Origin of the sequence: Rickettsia endosymbiont of Ceutorhynchus obstrictus, assembly GCF_964026565.1 — a bacterium.
Classification (GTDB): domain Bacteria; phylum Pseudomonadota; class Alphaproteobacteria; order Rickettsiales; family Rickettsiaceae; genus Rickettsia.
On sequence record NZ_OZ032162.1, the window covers coordinates 1,310,915 to 1,336,530 of the forward strand.

Consider the following 25,616-nt stretch of genomic DNA (forward strand, 5'->3'; position numbering starts at 1 on the left):
TGAGTACGTGAATCCCTGATAAAATGAAAGAGCAATTTTTGAAAGATGAGTATTCTTATAGGTTTCGCTTACTTCTGGATATCTGCCTTGCCATGTCGGCGGCTATTTGACTACGGCTTTGATTAAATGAAGCAATATCGGGCGTTTGAATATTCATATTAACTACTATATTGCCCCCACTTGCTCCGGCTGCTTCTAAATTGCCGAAAGGTACTATATTACCGATTGAATGCGGAATAAATAACTCCGGCTCGCCGCCATCACCGACAATATGGGCTTTGCCTGGTTTTACAGTGCCACCTTTAGCAAAAAAGCCGCCAAATGAGCCAAGCCCTGATAAAAAACCGCTGCCATTGCCGCTTTTATTGCTACCACCCAATAACCCTAGCAATCCACCACCGCCTTTAGTACCTATTATATCCTCCTTCAGAGTCATTTTTAATATATCGCTTTGTAACTCCTTGAAAAAATCCCCGCAAGTTTCCTTTAAACTTTTAATATGACCGCCGGCACCGAAAGCAGCATCGGCGAAATTATCAATTAAATTATTAGCGCCTTCTTGTGATTTTTCCTTAATTAGATCAAATACGTCTTTGCTATGCTCGCCGAATTTATCAAGCTGCTCTTCGCTTTGTTTTAAAGCTCTGTTATAGGTCTCTTGATCGATTAAACCTTGTTTTAGTAGTTTATTTAGCTTCTCGATTTGAGTGTTATGTTTTTCAAGCGGTGTTCTGGTTTGCTCGAATATTTGCCTAGCATCGCCTAACATTTCATTACTTTTGCTCATAACTGCCATTTCTTCCTTTTTAGGAAGATTTAGCTTTAAAGCCTCTATTACTCTTGGTTCTGCAAGTGCCTTGTTATGTTCTCTAGCCGCTTCACTGCTTTTATTAAACCATTTTGTTAAAGTTACGAGTCCTGCAATAGTTGCCGATATCGCTACCGCCGTTAACCCCAATGGATTTGCCATTAAGGCAATTGTAAAAGCTCTTACTGCCATAGTGACGCTCACAAACCACGCAGCTAATTTCAGCCCTAAAATAGTCGTAATAGCCGTAATAATAAAAGTAATAGCCGGATGACCTTCACGTATAGCTTCAAAAAATGCCGTCAACATCGGCAATATCGGCACTAAACAGCAGGTTATCAGGCTTATCAGCACTGTCTGTAATTTATTCAGTTCACTATTAAACTGCTCCATCGCTTTACAATCTTCTTCCGATAAAGAAACCCCAAGTTTTCTAGCTTCTTCACGGAGTTTTTGAATTCCTACCGAACCTTGCTCGGCAATTCTTGCCAAAACAGCCCCTTCCGAACCGAATAATTTAGCGGCAATAGTCGCTTTGTCCGATTCATTAACTAGTCTCTCAAACCCTGCGGCTATTTTTTCTAGCTGTTGATCGGGACTTAATTTAATTAGCTCTTTAGCCGATAAACCTAAGGCTTGCAGAGCCTGTTTTGCCTCACCGCTATTTTGTGCAGCTTCCGTAATTCTCATCGACATTTGTTGCAGTCCTGAAGTTAAACTATTAAATTCTACACCGCAATTGCTAGCGACATATTTAAGTTCCGACAAGCTTTTAGTACTCATATCCAACTTACCGGCAAATTTGCCTATTTCCGCCCCGCTATCGATTATTTTCTTTAAAGCATGAGTACTAAAAGCCACAGCAATCGCCGTGCCGATTCTACCGAAACCAAAACTAAGCTTATTTGTTAGCTCTTGCAGTTTTTTAAAATTCTGCCTAATTCTGCCAAAAGCTTCCCTAGTTTTATCGATACCCCGGAACGTTACCCTGACTTCCTTGTTTGTCACTTCCTTAATTTATTCTGTTTTTCTTTTTTAATCTTAAAATAAGCGAGCCAATGATGCCATTCGTCGATTGTCATTTGTTCAATCTCGGCAATTGTCTTATGCAAATGCTCGGCTAAAATAAACATATTAAACAATATTGGCTCATTTATTAGTTTTTTTCCGACATCTCTAAATCGCTTCCTATAGTCGATAAGCCGTATTTTACTTCTGTAATTTCATCTTCGGTGCATTCAAATAGTGGTTTACTGCCGGCTATGCCGCTATCAATATCAAAATACTCCTCTGCTATAATCCCCTTAATTACATAAGACTCACCGAATGCCGGCGTTAAAACTGCATTTACGGCAAATCCTTGCTCAACATCTAAAAACTCGCTAAAATCTTCTTGAAATGCCATATTTTAAATTCGTACTTTTATTTTTAGTTATTTAATGATATACTTATCTAAGTAACTACTTAGGTGAGCTAAATATAATGACTAGATTAAGCATAGATATTCCAATTGAACTACATAAATTTCTAAAAGTTCACACTGCTTATAAAAACGACACAATAATGAATTATGTAAGGGAAGCTATATACAGTAAAATAGAGCAAGAAAAAGAGCTAAATGAAGAATCTATTAAAGTTTTAGAAGAATCCAAACAAGGCTTAAATATAAACAAATATCCCTCTTACCAAGAAATGTATAAAAAGCTTAAATTATAGTATTTTAGTATGATTATCCAAACTTCCACTAAACGGTTTGAGAAAGAATTATTATTGATGCACAAACGTGGAAAAAACATCAAAAAATTAATTACAGTTACTGATTTATTAGTACAAAATATTAATTCCGGTATAGCTCATCATTTATTGCTACCTCCAAAATACTGCTTACATAAAATTGTAAATATGGATAATGTTTGGGATTGTCATATAGAACCTGATTGGTTATTGCTTTACTATTTAGATAATGAAGTATTACGGTTAGAACGAACCGGAACACACAGTGACCTTTTTAAGTAAAAATTGACTTTAGGTATTATTTTCCTCGCTACGGCGAAAGATTCGGCATGTCTAATAGCGATGTCGATATCTTGCATAAGCCTTATTCTTATGCCGCCGCTAGTACCTAAAGCGTATGGATCCACTAGTACGTCTAACACGCCCCATTGCCCAATAATTAGATCGGCGAAATAACCGAAGACCAAGCACGCCAAGCAGCAAGGAATTTCATTGCATTTTGCCAAAAGCTTATTGAAGTACAAACGAGACTAGAAAAGGAAAAAAATAATAAAACTTAATTGAGAGTTGACTTTTTAAGGGATTTATATAAAATCATAACTGGAACAGCTGCAAGGCTGCTCTGGGGTGTTACAACCCGTGTCAATATGGTATGTATCAGCCACAAATGATACACTCCTTGGTACGTTATGGTCTGGGAGATACTAGGACATGTCCAGGGCTTAGAGCATTAGCTTTAAGCCTAAAACCTAGTATAGCTGTTATTGACGGTTTTGTAAACTCCCCGACCACCTTAAAGCAATTTCTGGTGGTTAAAACTTAATAACTTTAAGTTTAACAAAATGGGGTAAACCAAAATGACTAACAATAAAAAAGCAATAATTTTTCTAAAAGCCCTTTCAAATTCTGCAAGTCGCAAACATCGACAAAACCTCATTACTGACTACTGCCACCGACATAAATTTACATTGTTAAAAATCATAGAACATAAAGGATCGTTTGATTATCCTATCTTACACAAATTAATTGATGAGATGATGTGTGAGCCTGTCGGATCGGTTACTGCCCTAGTTGAAGATAAATTATTAAATATCCCTCATAGTATAATACTTTTTGCAGTGCTTGGTACTTTATCACTGACCAAATTAATAAAGGTCGATATCTACCGAAAATCTAACCAAGAATTTAAACTTTATGAGTCTGTATGTTCTCAAAACGACTTGTTAAGCGTTGCTGCGTTTGTTCTTAAATATACCTTAAAAAATTATGAAGATGAAGCTACTAAACAAGAGGTAAAATAATATGAGTAATAAAGCAATTGAGGCATATACATTATCCCGTGTGTCTTCAGATGAGCAAGCTGACGGCTATTCGCTAGAAGTACAAGACGATAGGTTAGAAAAATATTGCGAGCGGAAAGGTATACGTATTTTAGAAAGATTTAGATTGGTTGAATCTTCTAATGGGCTGGAACAAAAAACCTTTTCAATATAGAGGTAAAGAATTTTTATTTAGAGGTATACTCAAATGTGCGGTTACAGGTAAATTAGTTACTGCCGACACAAAAACTAAAAAATACAAAAATGGTGAAGTATCGGAATGGACATATTTACGTACTTGGAATCCTGACGACCCAACAAAAACAATGTGGGTTAGAGAAGACGAGGTAATTAAGCAAGTAGAAGATGTATTAAAAGGCTTAAAAATCAAAGACCCTGAAATTTTAAAGCAAACTATGGACTATTTAAAAGGAATGAATCATGGCAAAGCATATGAGCATAATAGAGAAATAGCAGCTTTAAAAGAAGAACATACAAAAATACAAAATAAGCTCGATTCATATATGGATTTAGTAGCGGACGGAGTTTTAACAAGAGAAGAATTTTTGCGTAAGAAAAAGCAGTTAAAAGAGCGTCAATATGAATTAAACGAGTTAATCAAAAGTTATGATAAGGTAGACGATAAGCTTTCTAAGAAGCTTCTAGACTTCATAAATGTTATGACAAATGCATATGAAACTTTCAAAGGTTCGACAATCGAGGAAAAACGTGAATTTTTAAATTTCATATTTGCGAACCTAGAGCTGAAGGGCTGCAAGGTGCATTACAAACTGGTTTTCCCGTTCGATAAACTGCAAGAAGTAGCTAATTGTACGGAATGGCTCCCCGTATCGTACGTGTTGCGAACCTTAAACGAGTACAGATTAGCCTTGATTCAGGCTTTCGTTAAGCCTTGTTATGCATTAACTTAAAAGTCAATGATTTTAAAAAATATGGCTTACTACCCATATAAATATATGTACATTTAATATAAAACAAACTATTATTAAATTAATCGATTAAAGGTTAAAAATGCATTCTTCTTTTGAATGGGATGAAGAAAAAAATAAAATTAATATCCAAAAACATAATGTAAATTTTTATGAAGCTCAAAAAGCATTTTTAGATATAGATAGGATAATTTTAGAAGATATAGACCATAGTATTACCGAGAAAAGATATTTTTGTTTAGGTAAAGTTGATGATAATATTTTAACAGTCCGTTTTATATTTAGGAATAATTGTATAAGAATTTTTGGAGCAGGATATTGGCGTAAAGGTAAGAGGATTTATGAACAAGAAAATAAAATACACTGATGGGGAAATAGGTACAGTAAAAATAGTAAAAGATTTTTTACCACCCCCTAAAGAGTTATTATTAAAAGATGATTCATTAAAAGTAACTATTTCTTTAAGTAAAGAAAGTATAGAATTTTTTAAAGATCAGGCGGCTATTGCTCATGTTCCTTATCAAAAAATGATTAGAATTTTATTAGATAAATATACTAAACATTATAAAGAAAATAAGCGAGCTTAAAGCTTCTTCTATTATGTGGCTTCCATATCTCATATGTTGCGAACCTTTAGCCAGTTTAGATTAGCCTTGATTCAGGCAACGCTTAAGCCTTGTTATGCATTAGTACCAACCCTAAATATTTAGTTTAAATACAATCTACCCTGCCGGTGCTTCAGCATTTCCTAAGCTTACTAATCCGGCTAAAATAAGCTCATCATCATTGTTATTAATTGCTTCTTGTACTAAATTAGGGCTTAGCTTATTGTTTAATTCAGCTATTTCTTGTATACCAAATTTGCTCAAAGCTGTCTTTAGTAATTCCGGATGATTTAAAAGCGGTTTGTCATAAATTACCTCTACTTTATTTACTATAATATCGTGACTTGGTTTGTTTTGTTGTTCTATTAATTGATCAACCTCCTCTTCTATAACTCCAAGTCTTGCCTTAGTAATTTTGCTGCTTACAATCTCTTTCGTGCTTTCGGTTATTGTTTCTATGTCAGTTTTATTGGCTAATCTCTGCACCTTATCTATTATCCTCTTTACGCTGTTTTGTATTATATCTTTATCTTGTACACTAATAGTTGTATTACTCTCTGTTTTAATCGTTATGTCTGCTACTACTTTCTGAAATATCACCAATTTTTCTGTACGTATATGCTCCTCTAATTTAACCTGTTGTTCTATTATTTCAGTTAAATCCTCTTCTACAACTGCAATTCTTGCTTTAGTAATTTTGCCGCTTACAAGCTCTTTCATACTTTTGGTTATTGTGTATATATCGTCTTTATTTGTAAAAGTCTTTACCGTTCTTGTTATTTCATTTATACTGTTTTGCATTAAAACTTTGTCTTTTGCACTAATGGCTATAGTACTTTTTAGTTTATCAGTTGTTTCTACTAATATTTTTTGAAATATAGCTAATGTGTCTTTAAGATTTTCTTGAACGATATCTTGTTTTTCTGCTTCTTTATATAAATCTTTTATATCTGCCGGCTTATTCTCATTTGCTACTGAAGCTGCTTGTTTCAATTTTAAGCTCTGCTGTTGTTCTTCATATTTCTTTTTTGCATTTATTTTATTTTTTTCATATAATTTGTTTTCTTTGTGTAAAAATTCTTTTGTAATTTTTATTGCTGCTTTATATTTTTCTATAGCTTCATTATACTTTTCTTGACTGCATAAATTATTACCCTCTGCATTTAAGCTTTCTGCTTTTTTTTCTGCTATAGTTTTGTTTCTTTGTAAATAACCGGCTATACCTGCATCACTTATGTTGTTCCCGGAATAAAGGTAAAGGGACGTCATAGAATTATTGGATTTTAGGGCTACTGCTAGTTCGTTTGCTCCGCCTTGATCTATTCTGTTATACTGAAGGTTAAGGAACGTCAAAGAATTATTGGACTTTAAGGCTGCAGCTAGTTCCTTTGCTCCAACGTCACCTATGTTGTTACTGCTAAGGTCAAGGGACGTCAAAGAATTATTGGACTTTAGAGCTGCAGCTAGTTCCTTTGCTCCAACGTCACCTATGTTGTTACTTTCAAGGTAAAGGGACGTCAAAGAATTATTGGACTTTAAGGCTGCAGCTAGTTCCTTTGCTCCGCCTTCACCTATATTGTTACTGTAAAGAGTAAGAGACGTCAAAGAATTATTGGACTTTAGGGCTTCAGCTAGTTCCTTTGCTCCGCCTTCACCTATTTTGTTACCCCTAAGGTCAAGGTACGTCAAAGAATTATTGGACTCTAGGGCTGCAGCTAGTTCCTTTGCTCCGCCTTCACCTATTTTGTTCTCCCAAAGGTAAAGGGACGTCAAAGAATTATTGGACTTTAGGGCTGCAGCTAGTTCCTTTGCTCCGCCTTCACCTATGTTGTTACTGCTAAGGTCAAGCCGCGTCAAAGAATTATTGGACTTTAGGGCTTCAGCTAGTTCCTTTGCTCCGCCTTCACCTATGTTGTTACTGCTAAGGCTAAAGGAGGTCAAAGAATTATTGGACTTTAGGGCTTCAGCTAGTTCCTTTGCTCCGCCTTCACCTATGTTATTATCGTGAAGGTTAAGCGTTGTAGCACCGTTTCTTAAACTATCGGCTTGCTGTTTAAATCCTTTTTTTTCTAAAAACTCTATTAATTCTTTCATATCTTTATCCTTATTAAATTCTATAATTGTTAATATTTTGTTAAAAATGAGCTATAAACAAAATCATAGTAAGGAGTTTTAAAAATGCAATAGAAATTTAACTAAAAATTAACTCAAGAACAATGACCGCTCTAGCTGTCAGCATTTTACCAAGCCTTGCAATTTCGCACCGCCTTTAGCATGCACTCACCGCAGTAACTCATCGGCAGCTGCTGCATATTCACCTCGGTTGAGTTTTTGCCGCAATGTCGATGCTTGAAATTTCCCGCCGCGGCAATTAAAGATAAACGAGATTAAGACGGCTTGTTGGTTTTCGGTTAATGGTATACACAATATTTATATAATACTCTTTGTGCTTGTTTTATATCTTTCTCAAGTAAATCTTCGGCTTGCTGTTTATTAATAGGCTCTCTTATCTTTGCTTGTTCGTGCGGCTCTAATACCTGTAACCGATGGTTTTATGACCTGCTGGGCAGTAATAAGAATTAAGGCATAACCCCCTCAAATTGTTTGATTAAATAAGTAACAATTGTTACGGCTAGCATAAATTTATAGCCTTGTTTTATTTATGCTTCGCTGACCAAACCAAAAAGTCGTAACTCCGAAAAATAATGCCCAATCTTCTTCAGTCCATATCTTGTCTATTAAGTTAAGGTTAATACAGCCGATTATGCTCAAGCAAAAATAAACTATAAAAATCTTCAAAGAGCAGTACATTAAGAAAGTAGCATAAGTAACTACCGGACGCACTAGAGCTGTGATTATTTCAATGGATTTGAATTTAATAGTTTGCACGGGTAACATGTATTTACTTTCTTCAAGGACAGTATAACTCTGTATATCCTCAAGCTTAGCTTACTGCTTTAATTTCATATGCAACAAAATTTACAAGCAGCATAAAAATTTAAAGGGTGAGGCAAACTGTCTCTATCATTACTTAATTAATTAACGTTACATCATACCCTACGCTTATTAATCCGGCTAAAATAAGCTCCTCATCATTATTATTAATTGCTTCTTGGATTAAATCAGAGCTTAGTTTACTATTTACGGCAGCTTGCAGTAATTTTGGATGATTTAATAGTGGTTTGTCATATACTATTTCCTCTACTTTATTCACTATAACATCGTGACTTGGTTTGTTTTGTTGTTCTATTAATTGATCAACCTCTTCTTCTATAACTCCAAGTCTTGCCTTAGTAATTTTGCTGCTTACAATCTCTTTCGTGCTTTCGGTTATTGTTTCTATGTCAGTTTTATTGGCTAATCTCTGCACCTTATCTATTATCCTCTTTACGCTGTTTTGTATTATATCTTTATCTTGTACACTAATAGTTGTATTACTCTCTGTTTTAATCGTTATGTCTGCTACTACTTTCTGAAATATCACCAATTTTTCTGTACGTATATGTGCATCTAATTTAACCTGTTGTTCTATTATTTCAGTTAAATCCTCTTCTACAACTGCAATTCTTGCTTTAGTAATTTTGCCGCTTACAAGCTCTTTCATACTTTTGGTTATTGTGTCTATATCGTCTTTATTTGTAAAAGTCTTTACCGTTCTTGTTATTTCATTTATACTGTTTTGCATTAAATCTTTGTCTTTTGCACTAATGGCTATAGTACTTTTTAGTTTATCAGTTGTTTCTACTAATATTTTTTGAAATATAGCCAATTTGTCTTTAAGGTTTTCTTGAGCTGAATCTTTTATTTCTGTTTGCTTGTTCTCATTGCTTGTGACTAAATTTGTTTGTTTCAATTTTAGGCTCTGTTGTTGTTTTTCATATTTCTTTTCTGCATCTGCTTTATCAGCTAAATTATCTTTTTTATTCATCAATAAATCACATATATTTTTAAAGCCATTTTTTGTAGCTAAACTTACTGCTGTATCACCATTTTTATTTACGTGTTTAATAACTTGTTCTGACATTTTAGGAATAAGGAGCTTGCAAACTTTGTCTAAACCTTTACTAGCAGCCCAAGTTAAAGCCGTATTGCCGTCATTAGTAATCTGATTAATAGCGTAGTTGGACATTTTAGAAATAAGTAACTCACAAACTTTGTCTAAACCTTTACTAGCAGCCCAAGTTAAAGCCGTATTGCCGTCATTAGTAATCTGATTAATAGTGCCGCTGGATATTTTAGGAATAAGTAACTCGCAAACTTTTTCTAAATCATTACTAGCAGCCCAAGTTAAAGCCGTATTGCCGTCATTAGTAATCTGATTAATAGCATAGTTAGACATTTTAGGTATAAGTAGCTCACAAACTTTCTTTAAACCTTTCCTAGCAGCACAAGTTAAAGCTGTATCGCCACCGTAATTATTAACGTGATTAATAACCTGATCGGACATTTTATTAATAAGCAATTCACAAACTTTGTCTAAACTTTTATCTATAGCAAAACTTAAAGCCGTCTCACCTTTATAATTAAAGTGATTAATAGCCTGCTGCGACATTTTATTAATAAGCAATTCACAAACTTTTTCTAAACCATTACTAGTAGCCCAAATTAAAGCTGTATAGCCGTAATTCTTTTCAATAGCATTAATAGCGTTGCTGGACATTTTAGAAATAAGCAGCTCACAAATCTTTTCTAACCCTTTCCAAGCAGCCAAAGTTAAAGCTGTACAGCCGTTGTTATCAACAATATTAATAGCATCGTCGGACATTTTAGGAATAAGCAGTTTGCAAACTTTTTCTAAACCATTACTAGCAGCCCAACTTAAAGCTGTACAGCCGTTGTTGTCAACAGTATTAGTAGCTTCGTTGAACATTTTAGGAATAAGCAGCTCACAAACTTTTTCTAATCCTCTATCGGCAGCATACATTAAAGCTGTTTGACCATTATTGTTAACCTTACTTAACTCGCTTTGGCTCATATTTGCGATTAGTCTTTGAGCTTCTGAGATATTATTTTCTTCTATCGCTTTTATTAGAGTAGTACTAGCACTCGGCTCAAGTAATTCACATACCTTTTTTAAACCATTTTTAGTAGCTAAGCTTAAAGCCGTTTCGCTGTAATTAGTAATATGATTAATAGCCTGATCGGTCATTTTAGGTATTAACAGCTCACAAACCTTTTCTAAGCCTCTATGAACAGCCAAAATTAATGTCGTTACGCCGTAATTAGTAACATGATTAATAGCCTGATCGGTCATTTTAGGAATAAGTAGCTCACAAACTTTTTCTAAACTTCGATCTACAGCAACACTTAAAGCTGTTTGATCATCATTATTAATCTGATTAATAGCTTGGTTCGACATTTTATTAATAAGCAATTCACAAACTTTTTCTGAACCATGACTAGCAGCCAAAGTTAAAGCCGTATCACCTTTATTATTAACCTGATTAATAGCCTGCTTAGACATTTTAGGAATAAGCATTTTGCAAGCTTTCTCTAAACCGCACCTAACAGTCCAACTTAACGCCGTATTGCCGTCTTTGTCAATATGGTTAATAGCCTGAATAGACGTTTTAGGAATAAGCATTTCACAAACCTTTTCTAATCCGTTCTCGGCAGCACACATTAAAGCTGTTTTGCTGTTATTACTAACGTGATTAATAGCTTGGTCAGACATTTTAGGAATAAGTAGCTCACAAATCTTTTCTAAACGTATACCTATCCAAGCAGCATACATTAAAGCCGTAATACCGTCATTATCCACATTGCTTAACTCGCTCTGACTCATGCACTCGATTAAGTTCTGTGCTTTTTCTATATTTTTTGTATGTATTGCTGTTATTAATTCTTCATGTCGTGATTGTGTTAATCCTTTCCGTACAAACATAATTACCTCTTTAGCTTGTGTTTATTAATATTTATTAATCTTGGGTTAACCTTTATATTTACTAAAAAAACTACAAGTATATCAGTAACAAGTCAAATAAAAAAATAAGGAAATGTTAAAAAATTAAATATAGCGTTAAAAAGTGAGGTAATAACTAGAGAATATTATTGTAAGATTTAATTTGGATTAGCTTAATCTAAATACTCTACTATTCGTTTCCTTGAGAAACAGCCCGTAAAGTTCCGGATATTCGGCTTTGAAGGCTAGAAGGTCGAGACTGCAACGTGCGTAGTTTTTCCATGAGATGATGGGTTTGTTGTTCAGGGTTAGCGTATTATGTAACTAACATGTAGCTCATATTTAAAAGTTATGCTCGATCAGAAAATATTTTAACTAGATGCATGTAAATATCTAAAGTTTCAAGTTCGTCTTTGTTAAAAATGTGTGGAATCTTTACATAAATAAGAGTTTTTTGATTCTTTTGATTTATTTTATCGCGAGGTAAAAATACGTATAACCGATGTACATGATCAGACTCGGTATTTAACTTTCGGTCTAAAACTTTGTATAAAGCCGCTATATTTCTTTGCGGTTCAGATAAAAAGGCGGCAATAGCAGAATCTAATTTCTCTTTAAATAAAAAACTTAGTTCTTTATCTTCCTCTAGGTCTTGAATCGATATTATTCTCGCATCATCTAATTTAAAATAAAATTTAATGTCTTCAAAAAAAGAATCAGGATATTTTTGTGAATTTTGAAGCTCGAAGTTTTTAGTAAGTTTATTATCAAGAAATTTTTTGTCTAAATAAAATTGTATTATTCTCAAGTCATTCCCTACTATTTTTTTCTTGTAATGCAATAATTGAATAATAAGAATTACAATTGTGGCAATAAGAGCGGCAAATAATATCGGATATAAAATATTTATTTGATTAAGCATATTTTTAACGGCTATTAATGTAAATAACCTATAGTAATAAAATTTATTATTATTTCAACTTAATTTATTTATTTTCTATCTTAGGAGGTTAAAATTACGTATGAACAAATAATATTTAAATAGCAACATAATTACAGCTAATAGATTTTATTCCTTTCACTTCTAAAAAATCGAGATTAAAAAATTAAGAAAAGTCCCCTACGTGTATAATTGTTACTAGTAATAGTATAATACACTACTACTTTAAATAATCTATTTTGAGAAGGTAATTTAAGAATGGTATAGTTTTATTAAGTAATTTTTTAAAGTACATCATGACTGAAGAAAAAGAGAAGATTACTAAAGAGCTAGAAATAATAAACACGGCTTTAGATGCTTCTATTGTAAATGCTCAAATAATTTCTGGAGAATTAATGCCTTTAATCTCTGGGGATTCTCATACTACACTGATACCGCTAGAAGCCCAAAATCAAATATTACTTCTACCTTCTGAAGCTCTTAATATAATTAAATGTTTAGAATTAAGAAAAGAAAAACCCTGCTATTTAATATATAAGCTCAAATTAGATTCTATAGATGGGAAAAATATAGAAAACCTTGGAGCTTTAGTAAAGATTCATAGTATAAAATTAGAAAAACCCAATGAAAATGGATATAGTTTCGCTTGGGTAGAATTAAGTACCGAAAAAACAGTCAAAATTATTGAAGCAATAACATTTGAATCACAAAAATATGTTAAGATTGAAGAAATAAAATATTTTACTAATTTTAAAGAAGCAGAGCTTAAAAAATTAGTAGAAGAAACGCTTGAAGTCGCAAGGAAACTTTATATAAAAAAAAGAAAAAATCTTGGATCATTACCGGCAATTAATATAGAAGTTCTTAATTACCGAGATTATGCCATAAATTTAAGTATTTATTTCACAGATACCCTATACTCGTTACAAAATTATAAGTCAAAAAGCATTTACATATTATTAGAGCCAAAAATAGAACAAAGAATTTTATATATACAAACTGAATTACTAAATTTAATAAAAGAAGTACCGGAAATAGCAGAAGCAATAAGTACATCTATCCAACAAGTTACTAGTTTACAGTCAGGCTATATTCCTACAATATTTTATAATAGGACAGAAGAAATCATCTCGTTATTTACTCGAAAATTAATATTAGCATTTTTGCATAAAGATACTCCTGAAATCGATATTTTAATGAAACTATTTTATGAAGGACAAAAAGATATAATTTTATTAGATGGTAATATAGAAACTTATTCCCCTAATGATAATTTGCTGCCTGCAATACACGCAAACATTGATAATGTTAATTTACAAAGTGATAATTCATTTTTTATATATGTTACTCCTAAAAAGAGAATAAAGCTGACTGAAATAATCTTATATCAAGGATTACTTTATAGTAAAGGAGAAGAGATACAACCTTTATTACCTACGGATTCAAATAAAGCTAAATTATTAAAAGAATTAGTAGAAGCAGTTATAAAATTATATCAAGAAAAAAAAGATAAATATATTCCGTTTTTTAATTCGCCTCTTTTATCTTTTGAAATATACGCAGAAAATTTAAGCTTTTACGTTGCTGAAAAAATATTTTCTTATCCTTCCAAAGAAAAAATAAAAGAATTCTCGCAAAAAGATTTATATACAAGATTTGAAGACTTAAAAGCGATTTTGAATCCAAAACCAACTGACATACACTCTTGTACTACTGCGCAAGAATGCGTAGAGCTAGCGAATTCTTTACCAAACGGCGAAACAGAAAAAGGATTGAGTTTTTTTAATAAAGCTCTTGAATTTGAACCTTCTAATCAGGATATTTTATACTCAAAAGCGTTAGTATTAAATTATCTTCTAAAAAGATATGAAGAAGCTATAGATACTTATAATAAAATTTCTACAAATATTTATGAGTATAAATACTTAAATGATAAAGGTAATGCATATATAGCTTTAAAACAATATAAGGAAGCTATTAATTGTTACAATAAAGTTCCTTTATCTGCTAAGAGTTACATAAGCGCACGTTATTTTTTGGGTTCTACATATTTTGAATTAAAAAATTATAAAAACGCTATAAAATATTTTGATGAAGCCATTAAATTATGTGAAGAGGCAAAACTATTCGCACCTGAAGGTTTTTCTGATCCTTTATTATATATTATATTTCATACTGTGCCAGAGGAAAAAGAAATAAAAGCATTTGAAATATTTAATAAAATATTAAAGGCAAATCCTAATAGTAAGAGTGCATTAATATTAAAAATACGCCTATTAAGTGATTTAAACGATTATGAAGAGGCATTAATTTATTGTAATAAATTATTTGAATTAAAACCTATTTGTTATACAGCTATTTATATTAAGGCATTAATGTTACTCGGTCTTAAAAAAGTTGAAGAAACGCTTAAATACTTAAATGAAGCTATTTTAATAAACGATTCATATGAAATATGTAATATACTTAAAGCGTTGTGTCTAAGCAATATAGGTAAATACGAAGAAGCAATAAAGGAATGCGATACTATCCTTGCTAAAAATTCTCAATGTAAAGAAGCCTTAATATATAAAGCTTTAGCAATGGCAAAAATGGGAAATTCAGATGAAGGTTTTAAATTCATAGAATCTGCACTTACTATAGATTCTAATTACGCTCAAGCTTGGTTTTACAAGGGTCACATTTATTGTTCTTTAGGAAATTATAGAGAAGCAATTAAAGCATTTGACGAAGCAATAAAATTAAGCCCTAATCCTTCTAAAGAGTTAACAGATTTAACTGTAACCAGAGAAGAGACTTATAATAAATTATGTGAAATACCTTTAGTTAATAGTGACGATATAGCTTATTTAATAGAGAACACACCTTTATCTCCCCAGGCAAAGGCTTATGCTACAATAAATCTTAATTTTGTTCAAACCCTTACTAGTGAGAGCGAAAAAAGCGATCATGTGAAGTATTTAAAAAATTTACTACGACTACCTTGGGGGAAATATGACGATGTTAATATTGATCTTAACAGAGTGGAAAAAGTGCTTGAAAAAGAGCATTATGGACTTAAAGAAGTAAAAAATCGTATTTTAGACTCTTTGGTATTTATGGCGCGCTCTCCTCACGCCAAGCCTTTAATACTCTGTTTAGTCGGTCCACCTGGAGTTGGTAAAACCTCAATAGCAACTTCAATAGCAAATGCCTTAAAACGTAAATGTGTTACTATTTCTCTCGCTGGAGCTTATGATTCTACCTTAATTAGGGGATGTATGAGTGTATATCGTGGGGCAACATCAAGCAAAATTTTATCCTCAATATCGGAAGTTGGGACTTGTAACCCTGTAATGATTTTAGACGAGTTGGATAAAATAGATTTATCTCGAAGTGGTAATTTAGAAGGAGCATTATTACAGCTGATCGATCCATCACAAAATAATAATTTTACAGATGAGTATTTTGATTTTTCTTTTGATTTATCAAAAGTATTCTTCATTATTACGGCTAATGAGTTAAATAAAATTTCCGAGCCTCTTCTTAATCGTATGGAAGTAATTGAATTAACTAGTTATACAGAAAGTGAAAAACTTAAAATAAGTCAGAATTATATATTACCGAAAATATTAGAAGAGGCTAACTTATCTGCTAATGAATTTAAAATTAGCGAAGAGATTATTAAACATTTGATTAACAATTATACTAACGAACCAGGAGTGCGCGAAATCGAGAGGCTACTCCGAAAATTGGTACAAAAATATTTACGAGAAAAACTAAAAGGCAAAAGACCAGTATTAAATTTAAAATTAGTTGAAAAATATTTTTCTACAGGCAATTATCGTATTGCAAAAGTTGGATTTAAAACTTAGTTTTGAGGCGAGTATATAAAAATATATGTTCAGGGTCAGGAGGTGATTACTACTAAAATAATTTCCAATGTGTAGGAATTCGTTGAACATTGTTTTTTTGCAACCGGAATAAAAAATAGTTAAGTGAAATGGTTATATATTTAGTAATAATTTGACATAAAACATTACATATAATTAATATATTCTTAACAAATTAGACTGAAAAAATTATTAAGCTTGTTTCTTCCGGCTAATTCAAATATATTATATTAGTACTGTAAAGATAAATAAGGTTATGTAATGGCTGACGATAAGGATGCCCAGCTAGAGAATGCAATCAACGCTCTTAAAGCGCAACTTGCCGGGGCTAAAACTCCGGGTGAAGTACAAAGAGTACTTGGTGGCATAGCTAATTTACCTACCACTGATGATCCAAAAATGATGGAAAGAGTTAAGGGTTTAGAGGCTGCTGCAATTGCAAAAGAAAATAATTTGAACCAAGGCGTTTCCTCTAATATAACACAAGCAAATATAGACCAAGAACATCAAATAGAGCAGTCACAGAAAGAAATTGATAGCTTAAAAGAGATCGGTAAAGCTCTTGAAAAAGAATATCCCGCCTTTGAAAACTTAAGCAATAAGTATATTGAAGAAAAAGAAGAGGAACTAAAAAAATTACAAGCTTTACGAAACAATATTGAAGATAATTTAAAAAATAACAAACCTATTCCCCAAGAAGAACTTGATAAGCATATAAAAAGTCCTGAGCAAGTTAATAAAGATCGTGAAACAGTAAGAAAAACTCGTGATTATCATAAAAAAGTAACTAATCATCACGATAATTTAACTAATAAAATTGGTGAATTAGAAAAAAGCTTAGAGAATAAAAATTTAACAAAAGAGCAACGGGCAGAAATTACCAAGCAATTAACCGAAGTAAAAACTGAACATGCTAAACATAGTAAAGTAAAAGAAAAAGTAGATAAGCAACTTCAAAAAACTGATGCTTCAATTAATAAATTAGAAGAAGAGCAGAAAGAATATAGCAAAGTTATTGATAAATTACCTGATTCACATCCAGAAAAGCCAAAGTTAAAAAGTTTCGCTAGGTTAAAGAAAGAAGAGCATATAGCTATTACCACAGATACAGAATTACCTAAAACCCCTGAGCGAGATGCAGCATTAAAAAGAGCTGAGGTCAGAGGTACTGGGGACGATGTAAGAAAACCACTAAGTAAAAATACTGTAAAAACAACTACACAAAATAAGATTGGTCCTCCTTACTCTACTCCCTCAAAAGGCGGTGGTCCTGGACCTGGCGGACCTGGAGGAGAAGGCAGAGGTTAAAATATAATTAATAGGTAAATTTATGTCAAAACAACTTTATGTAGACCCTAACCACACAATTACACGAACACCATTGCATTTATATAATTATTGTTTAGATCGGCTAGATAAAGTAGAGAGGGTAAAAGCTGTTCAAGGTATAACAGAAATTGTAACAAGAGAATATAAAGGCATAATATCAAATTTAGGTGAAGCTCTAATGTTTGGTGAAGCTGAAGCAGCTGCAGTTTTAGCGTATCTTTATTATCATGGTTATGGATATAAGCAAAATATTAATAAAGTAAAATTATATATAGCTATAGGAAATAACCTTGGGAGTGAAGTATGCAATAAATATATGAAAGGGCAAGATGATGAAACGCTTGACATCGGTGATTTTTTAAAAACTAAACCGGTATACTCAACTGCTCTTTTAAATACGGCAACCAATTATGCTAATGCTTGCAAAGTCAATGCAAAAAATCACCCTAGTAATGAACTAATCACTTCAGAAATAATAGTGGAAGCTCAAAATATTTTTGAAGCTGCTGATCCCTCACATATTCTTGATGATCCTTTAAATATAGAACATTATGGAAAAACTAACTTAGCTGGTGATTCTGCTAAACATCACCATTGCGATATATTATAATCTTTTTTACCCTGTCATTTCCTCAATCCAAGGCGTTTTATTAACGCCTTTCTTAAAAATTTCAAAAAAACTAAAAATGAAGCGTTTAAGCCACGCTTCATTTTTTTATCGCAAAATGCGAAATTTTTTATTGACTTTCAACGAAAAAAATATAATTTCTTAACATTTAATTAAAATGTTAAGAAAATGTTAGGCTACGAAGAAGAGCAGAGGAGTTTAACAAAAGAACAAAAGCAGGCTGTTGGTATACTTTCTATAGGTACTTTTCTTGAGTATTTTGATTTATATCTCTATGTCCATATGTCGGTTCTTCTTAATGAGCTGTTTTTTCCAGAAGCTGATCCTCATACAGCTAATCTTTATACTGCCGCTGCCTTTTGTTCTACATTTGTTTTTAGACCGATTGGAGCTTTATTATTTGGTTGGATTGGCGATAATATAGGTCGTAAATCGACTGTTATAATAACAACAATGCTAATGGCTATATCTTGCTTCCTTATGGCTAACTTAAAAACGTACGCAGAATTAGGAGAGCTGGCTACATGGTTAATGATATCTTGCCGTATAGTTCAAGGTATGTCTTCTATGGGAGAAGTAATAGGAGCCGATATTTATTTAACTGAATCAATCAAGCCTCCCATACAATATCCCGCTGTAGCAACGTTAGATAGTTGTTGTATATTAGGAGGGTTCGGAGCTTTATGTATGGCTTCTCTTGTTACTTCCTTTGGATTTAGTTGGCGTATAGCATTTTTGATAGGTGCAGGAATTGCATTAGTTGGAGCAGTTGCAAGGACTGCTCTTAGAGAAACTCCAGAATTTATAGATGCAAAACGCCAATTAGAGACAATTTTAGAACAAGCTAATATAGATGGAAAAGAGATAGAAAGCCTTCCTTTATATAAAGAGAAAACCAACAAAAAAACTGTACTAGCTTTTTTTCTATTAGATTGTGCGGGTCCGATAGCCTTTTATGCATCATATATTTATTGCAGCAATATCTTAAAAGATTCTTTTGGTTACAGCCCAGAACAAATTATTCATCAAAATCTATTTGTTGCTGCAGTAGAGTTATTTGGTGCTTTTGTATTAATATATTTAAGTCGTAAAATATATCCTTTAAAAATTCTTAAAATAAAATTAGTAATATTTACAGCTTTTATTTTAATATTCCCATATTTACTTTTTAAAGTTAACACACCATTTCAGGTATTTTTAATTCAAGGATATATTATGTTGTTTGGTTGTTTTATGAGTCCAGCGTTTCCAATTTTTTGCAAGCATTTACCTATTTTTAAACGTTTTACCTATGCTAGTTTTTCTTTTGCTTTATCACGTGCTATGATGTTTATTATTACCTCTTTTGGAACTATTTACCTAACAAAGTATTTAGGTCATTGGGGGCTATTGGTCATCTTAATTCCAGTTACTTTAGGTTTTGGGTTTGGAGTATATTATTTTGAAAAATTGGAAAAAGAGGTTGGTAATTATCCAAGAGACTTATTTGAAATTGATCCTGTAATGGCGTAATAGCTAAACTTTGATAACATAAGTTTGTTAAATATCGTCTTAGTTGTGGAATCTCTAAGTATAAAGTAATTGCGATAAAATTTATTAAAGTTTCTTCTATAATTTTTTTAGCTTTTTCCGGAGACTTAGCTCCCAAAGTTTGTATATTATGCACTCGATCAAAAAGTTTTATAAGTGCTGTTTCGTGTCTTTTTTGCTTAATTAATAAATTTAAACTTTCTTCAGCACTGATTTTGCTATAGGGTTTGATACGAGTTAAGCCTTCTACATGGTTTGCTATATTTCTATCAAAAATCCTTGTAATATTTTCTTCTGTAAGCGGCGTATCTTCTATCGTGTCGTGTAATAAAGCAGCATTTAACATACTAGGGATGAAAAGTTTAGGTGCTTCGGTTGCTGTAAACTCAGCTAACAAATAAGCCACTTCTATTGGATGGGAGTAATACGGGTCGCCTGATTGCCGCATTTGTACGCCGTGATATTTCCGTGCGTAGTAAATACCCTTTTTAACTTCTCTAATATCTATTGGGTGTTTTACTAACTTGTTTAAAGACGTAACCTTATCTAATAGCCTTGCAGCATATCTGCACATCTCAAACTTTTCTTCCCAGCAATTAATATCTTCCACAAAAATTAACCAAAATTATTAGATTAATTCTTATAGCATTTTCTATTGAAAATTTAAAGCAAAAAAATTGCAAAAAGATATATTTTTTTAACCTTATAATATATAATGATTCTTAAGTAATTTGAAATAAAGTATTAAATTAATTTAACTTTTTATTGTATACCTATTGCTCTTGCTATACTTTCCCGCTCAACAAAGATAAATCCACCTCACCTAAAAACACTGCTCGCTCTAGTTGTCGGCGTTTTATTAAGCCTGTTAATTTTTTGTCCCCTACATAAACCCATTTTAAAAATTCATCGGCTGCAGCGGAATATTGACCTTTATTAAGCTTTCGTCTAAGCGTTGATGCTTTGAATGCTCCGGCACCGCAATTAAAAATAAAAGAGATTAAAGCCGCTTGTTGATTAACTGATAAATAAACGTGGCAGTATTTACGCAAAGCTATTTGTACTTGCTTAACATCTTCGTCAAGTAATCGCTCGGCTTGTTCTTTGGTTATTTCAATGTCTAAATATGGCAATTCATGGGGTTTTATCACATGACCATAGCCGATAGTTTTAACTCCTGCAGGGCAGTAATAAGAAACAAGCCTTAAGGATTCAAATTGCTTGATTAACTGTTTTGCTAGTTTTTGAGCGGACATTTAACGTAACCTCAATTATTTTTGATTGCCTTATTTTTCAATGGCTCTGGCGCTTCTTTTTTGCCGATCGGTGTTTTCGTTATCAGCCTTAAGATAATATTAATAATTGCTATAAAAGTTACGCTTATTGCCGTTTTTTGTTCTTCCGGTAATTCAATATTTAAATCAGCAAGCCAAGCTGTTAATAATGCTGTTCCATTAAATATAATTGTTCTAAATCCTTGTAATGTTTTCATAAAATTTTCCTTTTTGTTAATGTTGATGAGAGATACGAGTATATTATTCCCAGTGCCAAGAGCCATGGGGTTTTAGTAGTTGGACGGTTATTTTGACTAAACCGCTAATGAAATTGTTATTATCGGCGGTTAGTCTGATCGGCGTATCGTGCCAATAAGTTAATGGATGGTTAGTTAAGCCGATGTTGGTAGTATCTTTCGTTATGGTTAGTGCATTGCCGTAGCGTTTAGTATCTTCTGCAACACCGACACTAAAAGAGCTACAGCCCTGTATTTCCTCTAGAACCCTGATATTAACGGCAATGACGTAAGTGTGATGGGGAATTTTTATTGTTGTGTCGGTAAATTCTTCCGATAACTTTACATCTTCCTCCAAATGCATAACTTGCAAATACTCGCCGCTATCTTTTTTAATAAGATAATCATTTTGAACTTGCACAGGCATAACGGATAAAGCTGAAACGTCAATTTGCTCCCAGTTTTTACCGGTGAATCGGTATTTTGTTCCATCTTTATTATGGGTAACTTCTAACCATTTATGAGGAATAACAAACCGCCAGCTATTATCGAGCCTTTGAGCTATTTTATTGCTTTGGTTTTTAAATTCCCCCGTTGGCTCAAGCCCAACTATATATAACTGCCCCGGTCTTGGGGATTCAGGCGGCGAAGTTATATTAACCTCTTGAATTACCGAATTTACTAGTATATCAAGCATATTTAATGCTTCGTTATGGGTAATTTCCTTCTGTGCCTGCCCGTTATGAATAAGCGGCAGTTTTAACCGATTTGTATATGTCATATAATTATTTTAGTTAAGGATTATAGTAGTGCTGTAGCCTCTACCTACTTGAGAAGAAAGCTGATAAATGGTTGCGGTTAAGTTATCGGGGATTTCGGTAAAATCGCTTAATATTTGTTCTTTGGTATAAATGATTTTTGAGGTATTGCTTTCTAAAATTCTAACAGTTTTATTTTTCTTTTTTATATCGATTTCGTACTTTTCAAGATCTTCGCCGATCGGTATATCGACATAATCCCGCCAATTGTTATCGATTCTTGAACGGCGTAGCCAACTGATTTTTATATTGCCGTCTGCGTCTTTTTCGGCAGTAGCGTAAATAGGAGCAAGGGGCTTTAAAGCTCTGCCTGTATAGGTAAAAATAACGCTTTCAGTTTCGGCTAAAGTTTTGCCGATTGTTACCGCTTTGTAATTAATAGGCTTGCCGATTAGATTGTTTGGAATAGGAACGCTAATAATTTCATTATTTAACAGAATAAACTTATCGCCGATTTTATGGCTATTAGTTGCCCATTCCGTGCCTTGTCGACCGCGGAGTAATTTGGTTAGCTTATATTTCTGATCTTTGATAAGCTCGGCATTTTGGAACTGGATTAACTCCTCCCCGATAAGTGCCTTATTGGCACCGTTTAATAATGCTAACTCATTGACGCTTTGCAAAGAACCATATAGTAACTGTACTATTATCTCGCTAGATTCGTCGAATAGTAAACTAGAGGCTGCGGGGATTTTATTTAAGACAAAACCTGTAGTGCTTTGAGTATTTACTGCCGCAATAGGTTTATAATTTTCCGTTTCATGGCTGTAATATATAATAGCACCCGACCAATTAGTATCGTCGCTATTTACTGCTAGTGTTAAAACTGCTTGATTGGGGTTGTTATCATTTAGCGGCGGTGCATCTATTACCCATAATATGCTATTTGCTATCGGCTTTGGCAGCTGGTATTTTGTCGGTAAATAATTCGTTTTGCCGCTAAAGTCATACATCGATATATTAAAACTTACAGCAAGGACTTTCATTTGTCCGGAGCGTTGCATGTCGGTTTTGATAATGCGAAGGCTATGGGTAGCATTTTGGCAAATAATATTTATGATATCGCTCGGCTCTAGATAAGCATATTTCGGCGGTAATGTTAATTTATAATTGATACGTTCCTGCCAAGCGTTATAAAGCGTAATATCGGCAATTTGCTTGGCAATGCTATTGTCTAAAACTATCGGCAAAGAAAAATTTATTTGATCACGAGTACTAACTATTTGCCGTTGAGATTCAACTGTTAAAGTATCGTAATTTTGTCCTCTATCAATATGACTGACACTAACCTTTTGCGGCAGCTCTAATTCTTGTGCTACAGTAATTTCTAGGGTTTCTTTGATATCATTATTATTGCCCGGCACTAATTCGGTTTCAGCAATTTCCGTGGTTAACAAGCTATCAGTGCGATGAATAAATTTTAAAATCCCGTCACTTTCCACGCAATCAAAAAAATATGCACTTTGTAGCTGCTCAATTGCTTCCCTAGCCGTTATATGCTGTGATATAATATAACCGCTAACCTCATCAGTTAGCCTTGATACGTCATAATCACTGGGCTTTAAACCGACGTTATTTAAGATATCTGCAACGATTGCCGCTAAATTTGAGTTGCCGAGCTTGCCGTTAAGCCAGTGACCGGTTGCCCATAAATCCCCGTCTTGCCAAATATGCTTTAAATCCGGAAAAAACGGAAAGGGACGAGCATCGTAACACCAAACAAAACGCTTAGCTATTAGCTCTCTTAAGCCTTCTTGCTCATTCTTATTTTGCCAATAATCAAGCGTGGCATTTAGAGCCTGACGTTGAGCATAAAAGCTAGTTTTCCCGTTTGAGCCTCTGGGAAAATGCGACTCTACGGAAGCGGGATCATAAAATACGTTAGGTTGATTACTGCAGCAATCGACTGAAGGAAAGCCGAATTCCGTAAACCATACCGGCTTTAATTTAGGTTGCCAATTTGTTTGAGTTCCATCGGGGTTGTGATGCCTGTTACTCCACCAATGTTCAATATTCTTCCAAGCATATTTAGGATCGTTAAAATAATGTTTTTGGCTTCTTGTGGGATCCCAGTAATATTCCCAACCTTCGCCGCTTCCCCATCCTTGTTTGATTATTTCTTCGGTAATTTGTTTTTGCGGTAGATCTCTGGTTAGAGGAAAATAGGCATCAATGCCGATAAAATCAATATTAGGACTTGCCCAAAGCGGATCGAGATTAAACCAGCCATTTTCGGTATGATGATATTCCGACCAATCAGCGGCGTAAGTAACTAAGCTATTTGAGCCTAATTTATTTTTAACGAGAGATGCTAAATTAACGAGCTGATCTACAGCAGGATATGAGCCTGCCTTATCTGTAAAACTAGTAAGTCCTATTAATTCCGAGCCAATTATAAACGCATCAATTAAGCCATTTGTTAAATTCGCATAATGCAAAATAAAATTATTATAGCCTTGATTTTTATTGAACCATTGTACTATATCATTTGTGTTATTTGCCTTAATACGACCACGCCAAACTTTAGGGTGTGGTTTAATCTCATCGACAAAAAGCATCGGATAAAGCATTATTTTATAACCACGCTCTTTTAGATGGTTACAAATTTCTAAAATAGTGTGATCGGAAGGAGTGCCGCCGTAAGTTGGGGTAAATTCATCAAAATATAATACCGTCTCGGCTTTTTCTCTAGTAATTCCCGCAACCTGCCAATCATGCAGCATTACAGCAGTATCTTTATTATTAAATTCTATTTTAGGAATTATCCGACAATTACCGGCATTGCTAGACGTCGCAAACCAGCAAACAACAACCGCCACCCACTCTAAATTAGGCAGCGTTTTAGCCATCTGCTCAATGCTAAGCAGCATATTAGCTTTACCATTATAGTTATGCATATTGAGGTAGTTTTTGCCCCAAAAATCTACAGTCTTCCTGCCAACTTTTTTGCAGTATTGCTTATAATGCACTGTGCTTGAATAAACAAATTCCCCAGCTCCTGGAATTAACACAATTTCCTTAATTTTATTTTCGACACTTGGCTTAATTAAAGCTTTCTTTTTAACCTCAAAAGTAAAATTAGGGATGTGATTACCAAATTCTGCAAGCGGTAAATCTTCAAATACTACGTAACACAATCCTCGATAGGCGGGATAAGTATTGGGAGCTTTATGTTTGCCGATAATATCGTCGGGCAACTGTTCTTCCGTCCCTAAATGCACGTTAAATTTGCCGTTGCCACTTCTTAGCATTGCTTCAGTTATCAGCGTGCCGTCCGCCCAAATCCTTACTATTTCCTCTACTTCCCCCTCACAGATAGCAATCGCCAGACTTACCGAATAGCTATAATTAATTACTTTTCTAATTCCTTCCCCGTATTCTTCAAAATCTTTAGTTTCTAACTCCTTAATATCCGTTGCCCAGATGATATTACCGGCTAACCTTAATTGTCCGTAGACCTTCGGGATTACCTCGCCGTAACTTGATATTTGGACTCGTAAATCCGAAAGCCTTGATCCTTCTTGCGTCGGTAGATTAACGGCTTGTTTTTTCTTACCGCCGAATAAATTACCGATAGCATTACCGAGTACTGCACCTTTAATGCCGCCGCCCAAACCTCCAAGCATAAAGCCGCCAACAGCACCGAGAACCGGTAATATTGCCCCAAACAT

At 33.5% G+C, this 25,616-nt stretch carries 23 protein-coding genes and 1 pseudogene; 11 read left to right on the forward strand and 13 right to left on the reverse strand.

Features of this window, described 5'->3' with window-relative positions; translation table 11 throughout:
• Positions 1–55: 55 nt before the first annotated feature.
• From AAGD64_RS07450 to AAGD64_RS07460, 3 genes are read right to left on the reverse strand one after another with little or no spacing between them, the layout of a single operon-like run.
• On the reverse strand, positions 56–1,816 hold the full coding sequence (locus AAGD64_RS07450; RefSeq protein ID WP_341792947.1) for a hypothetical protein: 1,761 nt from the start codon (positions 1,814–1,816) through the stop codon (positions 56–58).
• A complete protein-coding gene (locus tag AAGD64_RS07455; protein WP_341792948.1) occupies positions 1,813–1,941 on the reverse strand; it encodes a hypothetical protein in 129 nt (42 codons plus the stop codon). Before AAGD64_RS07455 ends, AAGD64_RS07450 begins: the two co-directional genes overlap by 4 nt.
• Before the next feature lie 23 nt (positions 1,942–1,964).
• A complete protein-coding gene (locus AAGD64_RS07460; RefSeq protein ID WP_341792949.1) occupies positions 1,965–2,213 on the reverse strand; it encodes a hypothetical protein in 249 nt (82 codons plus the stop codon).
• 77 nt (positions 2,214–2,290) lie between these two features.
• On the opposite strand from AAGD64_RS07460, the gene AAGD64_RS07465 reads away from it, so the two are divergent.
• The 7 genes from AAGD64_RS07465 to AAGD64_RS07495 all read left to right on the forward strand — a co-directional run bounded on the left by AAGD64_RS07465 (position 2,291) and on the right by AAGD64_RS07495 (position 5,398).
• Complete coding sequence (locus tag AAGD64_RS07465; RefSeq protein WP_253308585.1) at positions 2,291–2,524, forward strand: hypothetical protein; 234 nt, start codon at positions 2,291–2,293, stop codon at positions 2,522–2,524.
• A gap of 57 nt (positions 2,525–2,581) precedes the next feature.
• Positions 2,582–2,824 (forward strand): type II toxin-antitoxin system YafQ family toxin, encoded by a 243-nt coding sequence (locus AAGD64_RS07470; RefSeq protein WP_253308584.1) that lies wholly within the window; start codon positions 2,582–2,584, stop codon positions 2,822–2,824.
• Between the two features lie 575 nt (positions 2,825–3,399).
• On the forward strand, positions 3,400–3,843 hold the full coding sequence (locus AAGD64_RS07475) for a hypothetical protein (RefSeq protein WP_341792950.1): 444 nt from the start codon (positions 3,400–3,402) through the stop codon (positions 3,841–3,843).
• 1 nt (position 3,844) lies between these two features.
• Positions 3,845–4,036 (forward strand): recombinase family protein, encoded by a 192-nt coding sequence (locus AAGD64_RS07480; RefSeq protein WP_341792951.1) that lies wholly within the window; start codon positions 3,845–3,847, stop codon positions 4,034–4,036.
• A complete protein-coding gene (locus AAGD64_RS07485) occupies positions 4,005–4,793 on the forward strand; it encodes a hypothetical protein (protein ID WP_341792952.1) in 789 nt (262 codons plus the stop codon). Before AAGD64_RS07480 ends, AAGD64_RS07485 begins: the two co-directional genes overlap by 32 nt.
• 100 nt (positions 4,794–4,893) lie before the next feature.
• The gene (locus AAGD64_RS07490; RefSeq protein ID WP_341792953.1) at positions 4,894–5,178 is read left to right on the forward strand and encodes a BrnT family toxin; all 285 of its coding nucleotides are present in this window, start codon (positions 4,894–4,896) and stop codon (positions 5,176–5,178) included.
• On the forward strand, positions 5,153–5,398 hold the full coding sequence (locus AAGD64_RS07495; protein ID WP_341792954.1) for a CopG family transcriptional regulator: 246 nt from the start codon (positions 5,153–5,155) through the stop codon (positions 5,396–5,398). Before AAGD64_RS07490 ends, AAGD64_RS07495 begins: the two co-directional genes overlap by 26 nt.
• Before the next feature lie 135 nt (positions 5,399–5,533).
• Here AAGD64_RS07495 and AAGD64_RS07500 read toward each other — a convergent pair whose 3' ends face one another.
• From AAGD64_RS07500 to AAGD64_RS07520, 5 genes and pseudogenes are all read right to left on the reverse strand, one after another.
• Positions 5,534–7,510: a leucine-rich repeat domain-containing protein gene (locus AAGD64_RS07500; RefSeq protein ID WP_341792955.1), complete on the reverse strand. Its 1,977-nt coding sequence runs from the start codon at positions 7,508–7,510 to the stop codon at positions 5,534–5,536.
• A gap of 189 nt (positions 7,511–7,699) precedes the next feature.
• A pseudogene (locus AAGD64_RS07505) lies at positions 7,700–7,837 on the reverse strand (glycoside hydrolase family protein); the annotation flags it as partial.
• A 222-nt stretch (positions 7,838–8,059) separates the two neighbouring features.
• Positions 8,060–8,305, reverse strand: a complete 246-nt coding sequence (locus tag AAGD64_RS07510) for a hypothetical protein (protein WP_341792956.1) — start codon at positions 8,303–8,305, stop codon at positions 8,060–8,062.
• A 142-nt stretch (positions 8,306–8,447) separates the two neighbouring features.
• Positions 8,448–11,300 (reverse strand): ankyrin repeat domain-containing protein, encoded by a 2,853-nt coding sequence (locus AAGD64_RS07515; RefSeq protein ID WP_341792957.1) that lies wholly within the window; start codon positions 11,298–11,300, stop codon positions 8,448–8,450.
• A gap of 367 nt (positions 11,301–11,667) precedes the next feature.
• Entirely contained in the window at positions 11,668–12,240 is a 573-nt protein-coding gene (locus AAGD64_RS07520; protein ID WP_341792958.1) for a hypothetical protein, read from the reverse strand.
• Between the two features lie 314 nt (positions 12,241–12,554).
• Here AAGD64_RS07520 and AAGD64_RS07525 point away from each other — a divergent pair, with 314 nt between their 5' ends.
• The 4 genes from AAGD64_RS07525 to AAGD64_RS07540 all read left to right on the forward strand — a co-directional run bounded on the left by AAGD64_RS07525 (position 12,555) and on the right by AAGD64_RS07540 (position 19,599).
• Entirely contained in the window at positions 12,555–16,112 is a 3,558-nt protein-coding gene (locus AAGD64_RS07525; protein ID WP_341792959.1) for a tetratricopeptide repeat protein, read from the forward strand.
• Between the two features lie 279 nt (positions 16,113–16,391).
• On the forward strand, positions 16,392–17,438 hold the full coding sequence (locus AAGD64_RS07530; RefSeq protein ID WP_341792960.1) for a hypothetical protein: 1,047 nt from the start codon (positions 16,392–16,394) through the stop codon (positions 17,436–17,438).
• A 22-nt stretch (positions 17,439–17,460) separates the two neighbouring features.
• Positions 17,461–18,069 carry a hypothetical protein gene (locus AAGD64_RS07535; protein WP_341792961.1) on the forward strand — a complete coding sequence of 203 codons (609 nt, stop codon included), beginning with the start codon at positions 17,461–17,463 and terminating at the stop codon, positions 18,067–18,069.
• Positions 18,070–18,255: 186 nt separating this feature from the next.
• Positions 18,256–19,599 (forward strand): MFS transporter, encoded by a 1,344-nt coding sequence (locus AAGD64_RS07540; RefSeq protein ID WP_341792962.1) that lies wholly within the window; start codon positions 18,256–18,258, stop codon positions 19,597–19,599.
• Here AAGD64_RS07540 and AAGD64_RS07545 read toward each other — a convergent pair.
• The 5 genes from AAGD64_RS07545 to AAGD64_RS07565 all read right to left on the reverse strand — a co-directional run bounded on the left by AAGD64_RS07545 (position 19,496) and on the right by AAGD64_RS07565 (position 25,616).
• A complete protein-coding gene (locus AAGD64_RS07545) occupies positions 19,496–20,227 on the reverse strand; it encodes an HD domain-containing protein (RefSeq protein WP_341792963.1) in 732 nt (243 codons plus the stop codon). The genes AAGD64_RS07540 and AAGD64_RS07545 overlap by 104 nt on opposite strands.
• A 175-nt stretch (positions 20,228–20,402) precedes the next feature.
• Positions 20,403–20,873 (reverse strand): lysozyme, encoded by a 471-nt coding sequence (locus tag AAGD64_RS07550; RefSeq protein ID WP_341792964.1) that lies wholly within the window; start codon positions 20,871–20,873, stop codon positions 20,403–20,405.
• An 11-nt stretch (positions 20,874–20,884) separates the two neighbouring features.
• On the reverse strand, positions 20,885–21,109 hold the full coding sequence (locus AAGD64_RS07555; RefSeq protein ID WP_341792965.1) for a hypothetical protein: 225 nt from the start codon (positions 21,107–21,109) through the stop codon (positions 20,885–20,887).
• 43 nt (positions 21,110–21,152) lie between these two features.
• Complete coding sequence (locus AAGD64_RS07560; protein WP_341792966.1) at positions 21,153–21,908, reverse strand: DUF2793 domain-containing protein; 756 nt, start codon at positions 21,906–21,908, stop codon at positions 21,153–21,155.
• 9 nt (positions 21,909–21,917) lie between these two features.
• Positions 21,918–25,616, reverse strand: coding sequence for a glycoside hydrolase TIM-barrel-like domain-containing protein (locus AAGD64_RS07565; RefSeq protein WP_341792967.1), 3,699 nt, complete (start codon positions 25,614–25,616; stop codon positions 21,918–21,920).

Coding starts and splice junctions, on each gene's coding strand:
- AAGD64_RS07455 (WP_341792948.1), bottom strand. CDS start 1,941: ATGTTTATTTTAGCCGAGCATTTGCATAAGACAATTGCCGAGATTGAA.
- AAGD64_RS07560 (WP_341792966.1), bottom strand. CDS start 21,908: ATGACATATACAAATCGGTTAAAACTGCCGCTTATTCATAACGGGCAG.
- AAGD64_RS07495 (WP_341792954.1), top strand. CDS start 5,153: ATGAACAAGAAAATAAAATACACTGATGGGGAAATAGGTACAGTAAAA.
- AAGD64_RS07500 (WP_341792955.1), bottom strand. CDS start 7,510: ATGAAAGAATTAATAGAGTTTTTAGAAAAAAAAGGATTTAAACAGCAA.
- AAGD64_RS07475 (WP_341792950.1), top strand. CDS start 3,400: ATGACTAACAATAAAAAAGCAATAATTTTTCTAAAAGCCCTTTCAAAT.
- AAGD64_RS07565 (WP_341792967.1), bottom strand. CDS start 25,616: ATGTTTGGGGCAATATTACCGGTTCTCGGTGCTGTTGGCGGCTTTATG.
- AAGD64_RS07520 (WP_341792958.1), bottom strand. CDS start 12,240: ATGCTTAATCAAATAAATATTTTATATCCGATATTATTTGCCGCTCTT.
- AAGD64_RS07540 (WP_341792962.1), top strand. CDS start 18,256: ATGTTAGGCTACGAAGAAGAGCAGAGGAGTTTAACAAAAGAACAAAAG.
- AAGD64_RS07525 (WP_341792959.1), top strand. CDS start 12,555: ATGACTGAAGAAAAAGAGAAGATTACTAAAGAGCTAGAAATAATAAAC.
- AAGD64_RS07550 (WP_341792964.1), bottom strand. CDS start 20,873: ATGTCCGCTCAAAAACTAGCAAAACAGTTAATCAAGCAATTTGAATCC.
- AAGD64_RS07460 (WP_341792949.1), bottom strand. CDS start 2,213: ATGGCATTTCAAGAAGATTTTAGCGAGTTTTTAGATGTTGAGCAAGGA.
- AAGD64_RS07555 (WP_341792965.1), bottom strand. CDS start 21,109: ATGAAAACATTACAAGGATTTAGAACAATTATATTTAATGGAACAGCA.
- AAGD64_RS07480 (WP_341792951.1), top strand. CDS start 3,845: ATGAGTAATAAAGCAATTGAGGCATATACATTATCCCGTGTGTCTTCA.
- AAGD64_RS07490 (WP_341792953.1), top strand. CDS start 4,894: ATGCATTCTTCTTTTGAATGGGATGAAGAAAAAAATAAAATTAATATC.
- AAGD64_RS07485 (WP_341792952.1), top strand. CDS start 4,005: ATGGGCTGGAACAAAAAACCTTTTCAATATAGAGGTAAAGAATTTTTA.
- AAGD64_RS07530 (WP_341792960.1), top strand. CDS start 16,392: ATGGCTGACGATAAGGATGCCCAGCTAGAGAATGCAATCAACGCTCTT.
- AAGD64_RS07465 (WP_253308585.1), top strand. CDS start 2,291: ATGACTAGATTAAGCATAGATATTCCAATTGAACTACATAAATTTCTA.
- AAGD64_RS07470 (WP_253308584.1), top strand. CDS start 2,582: ATGCACAAACGTGGAAAAAACATCAAAAAATTAATTACAGTTACTGAT.
- AAGD64_RS07535 (WP_341792961.1), top strand. CDS start 17,461: ATGTCAAAACAACTTTATGTAGACCCTAACCACACAATTACACGAACA.
- AAGD64_RS07515 (WP_341792957.1), bottom strand. CDS start 11,300: ATGTTTGTACGGAAAGGATTAACACAATCACGACATGAAGAATTAATA.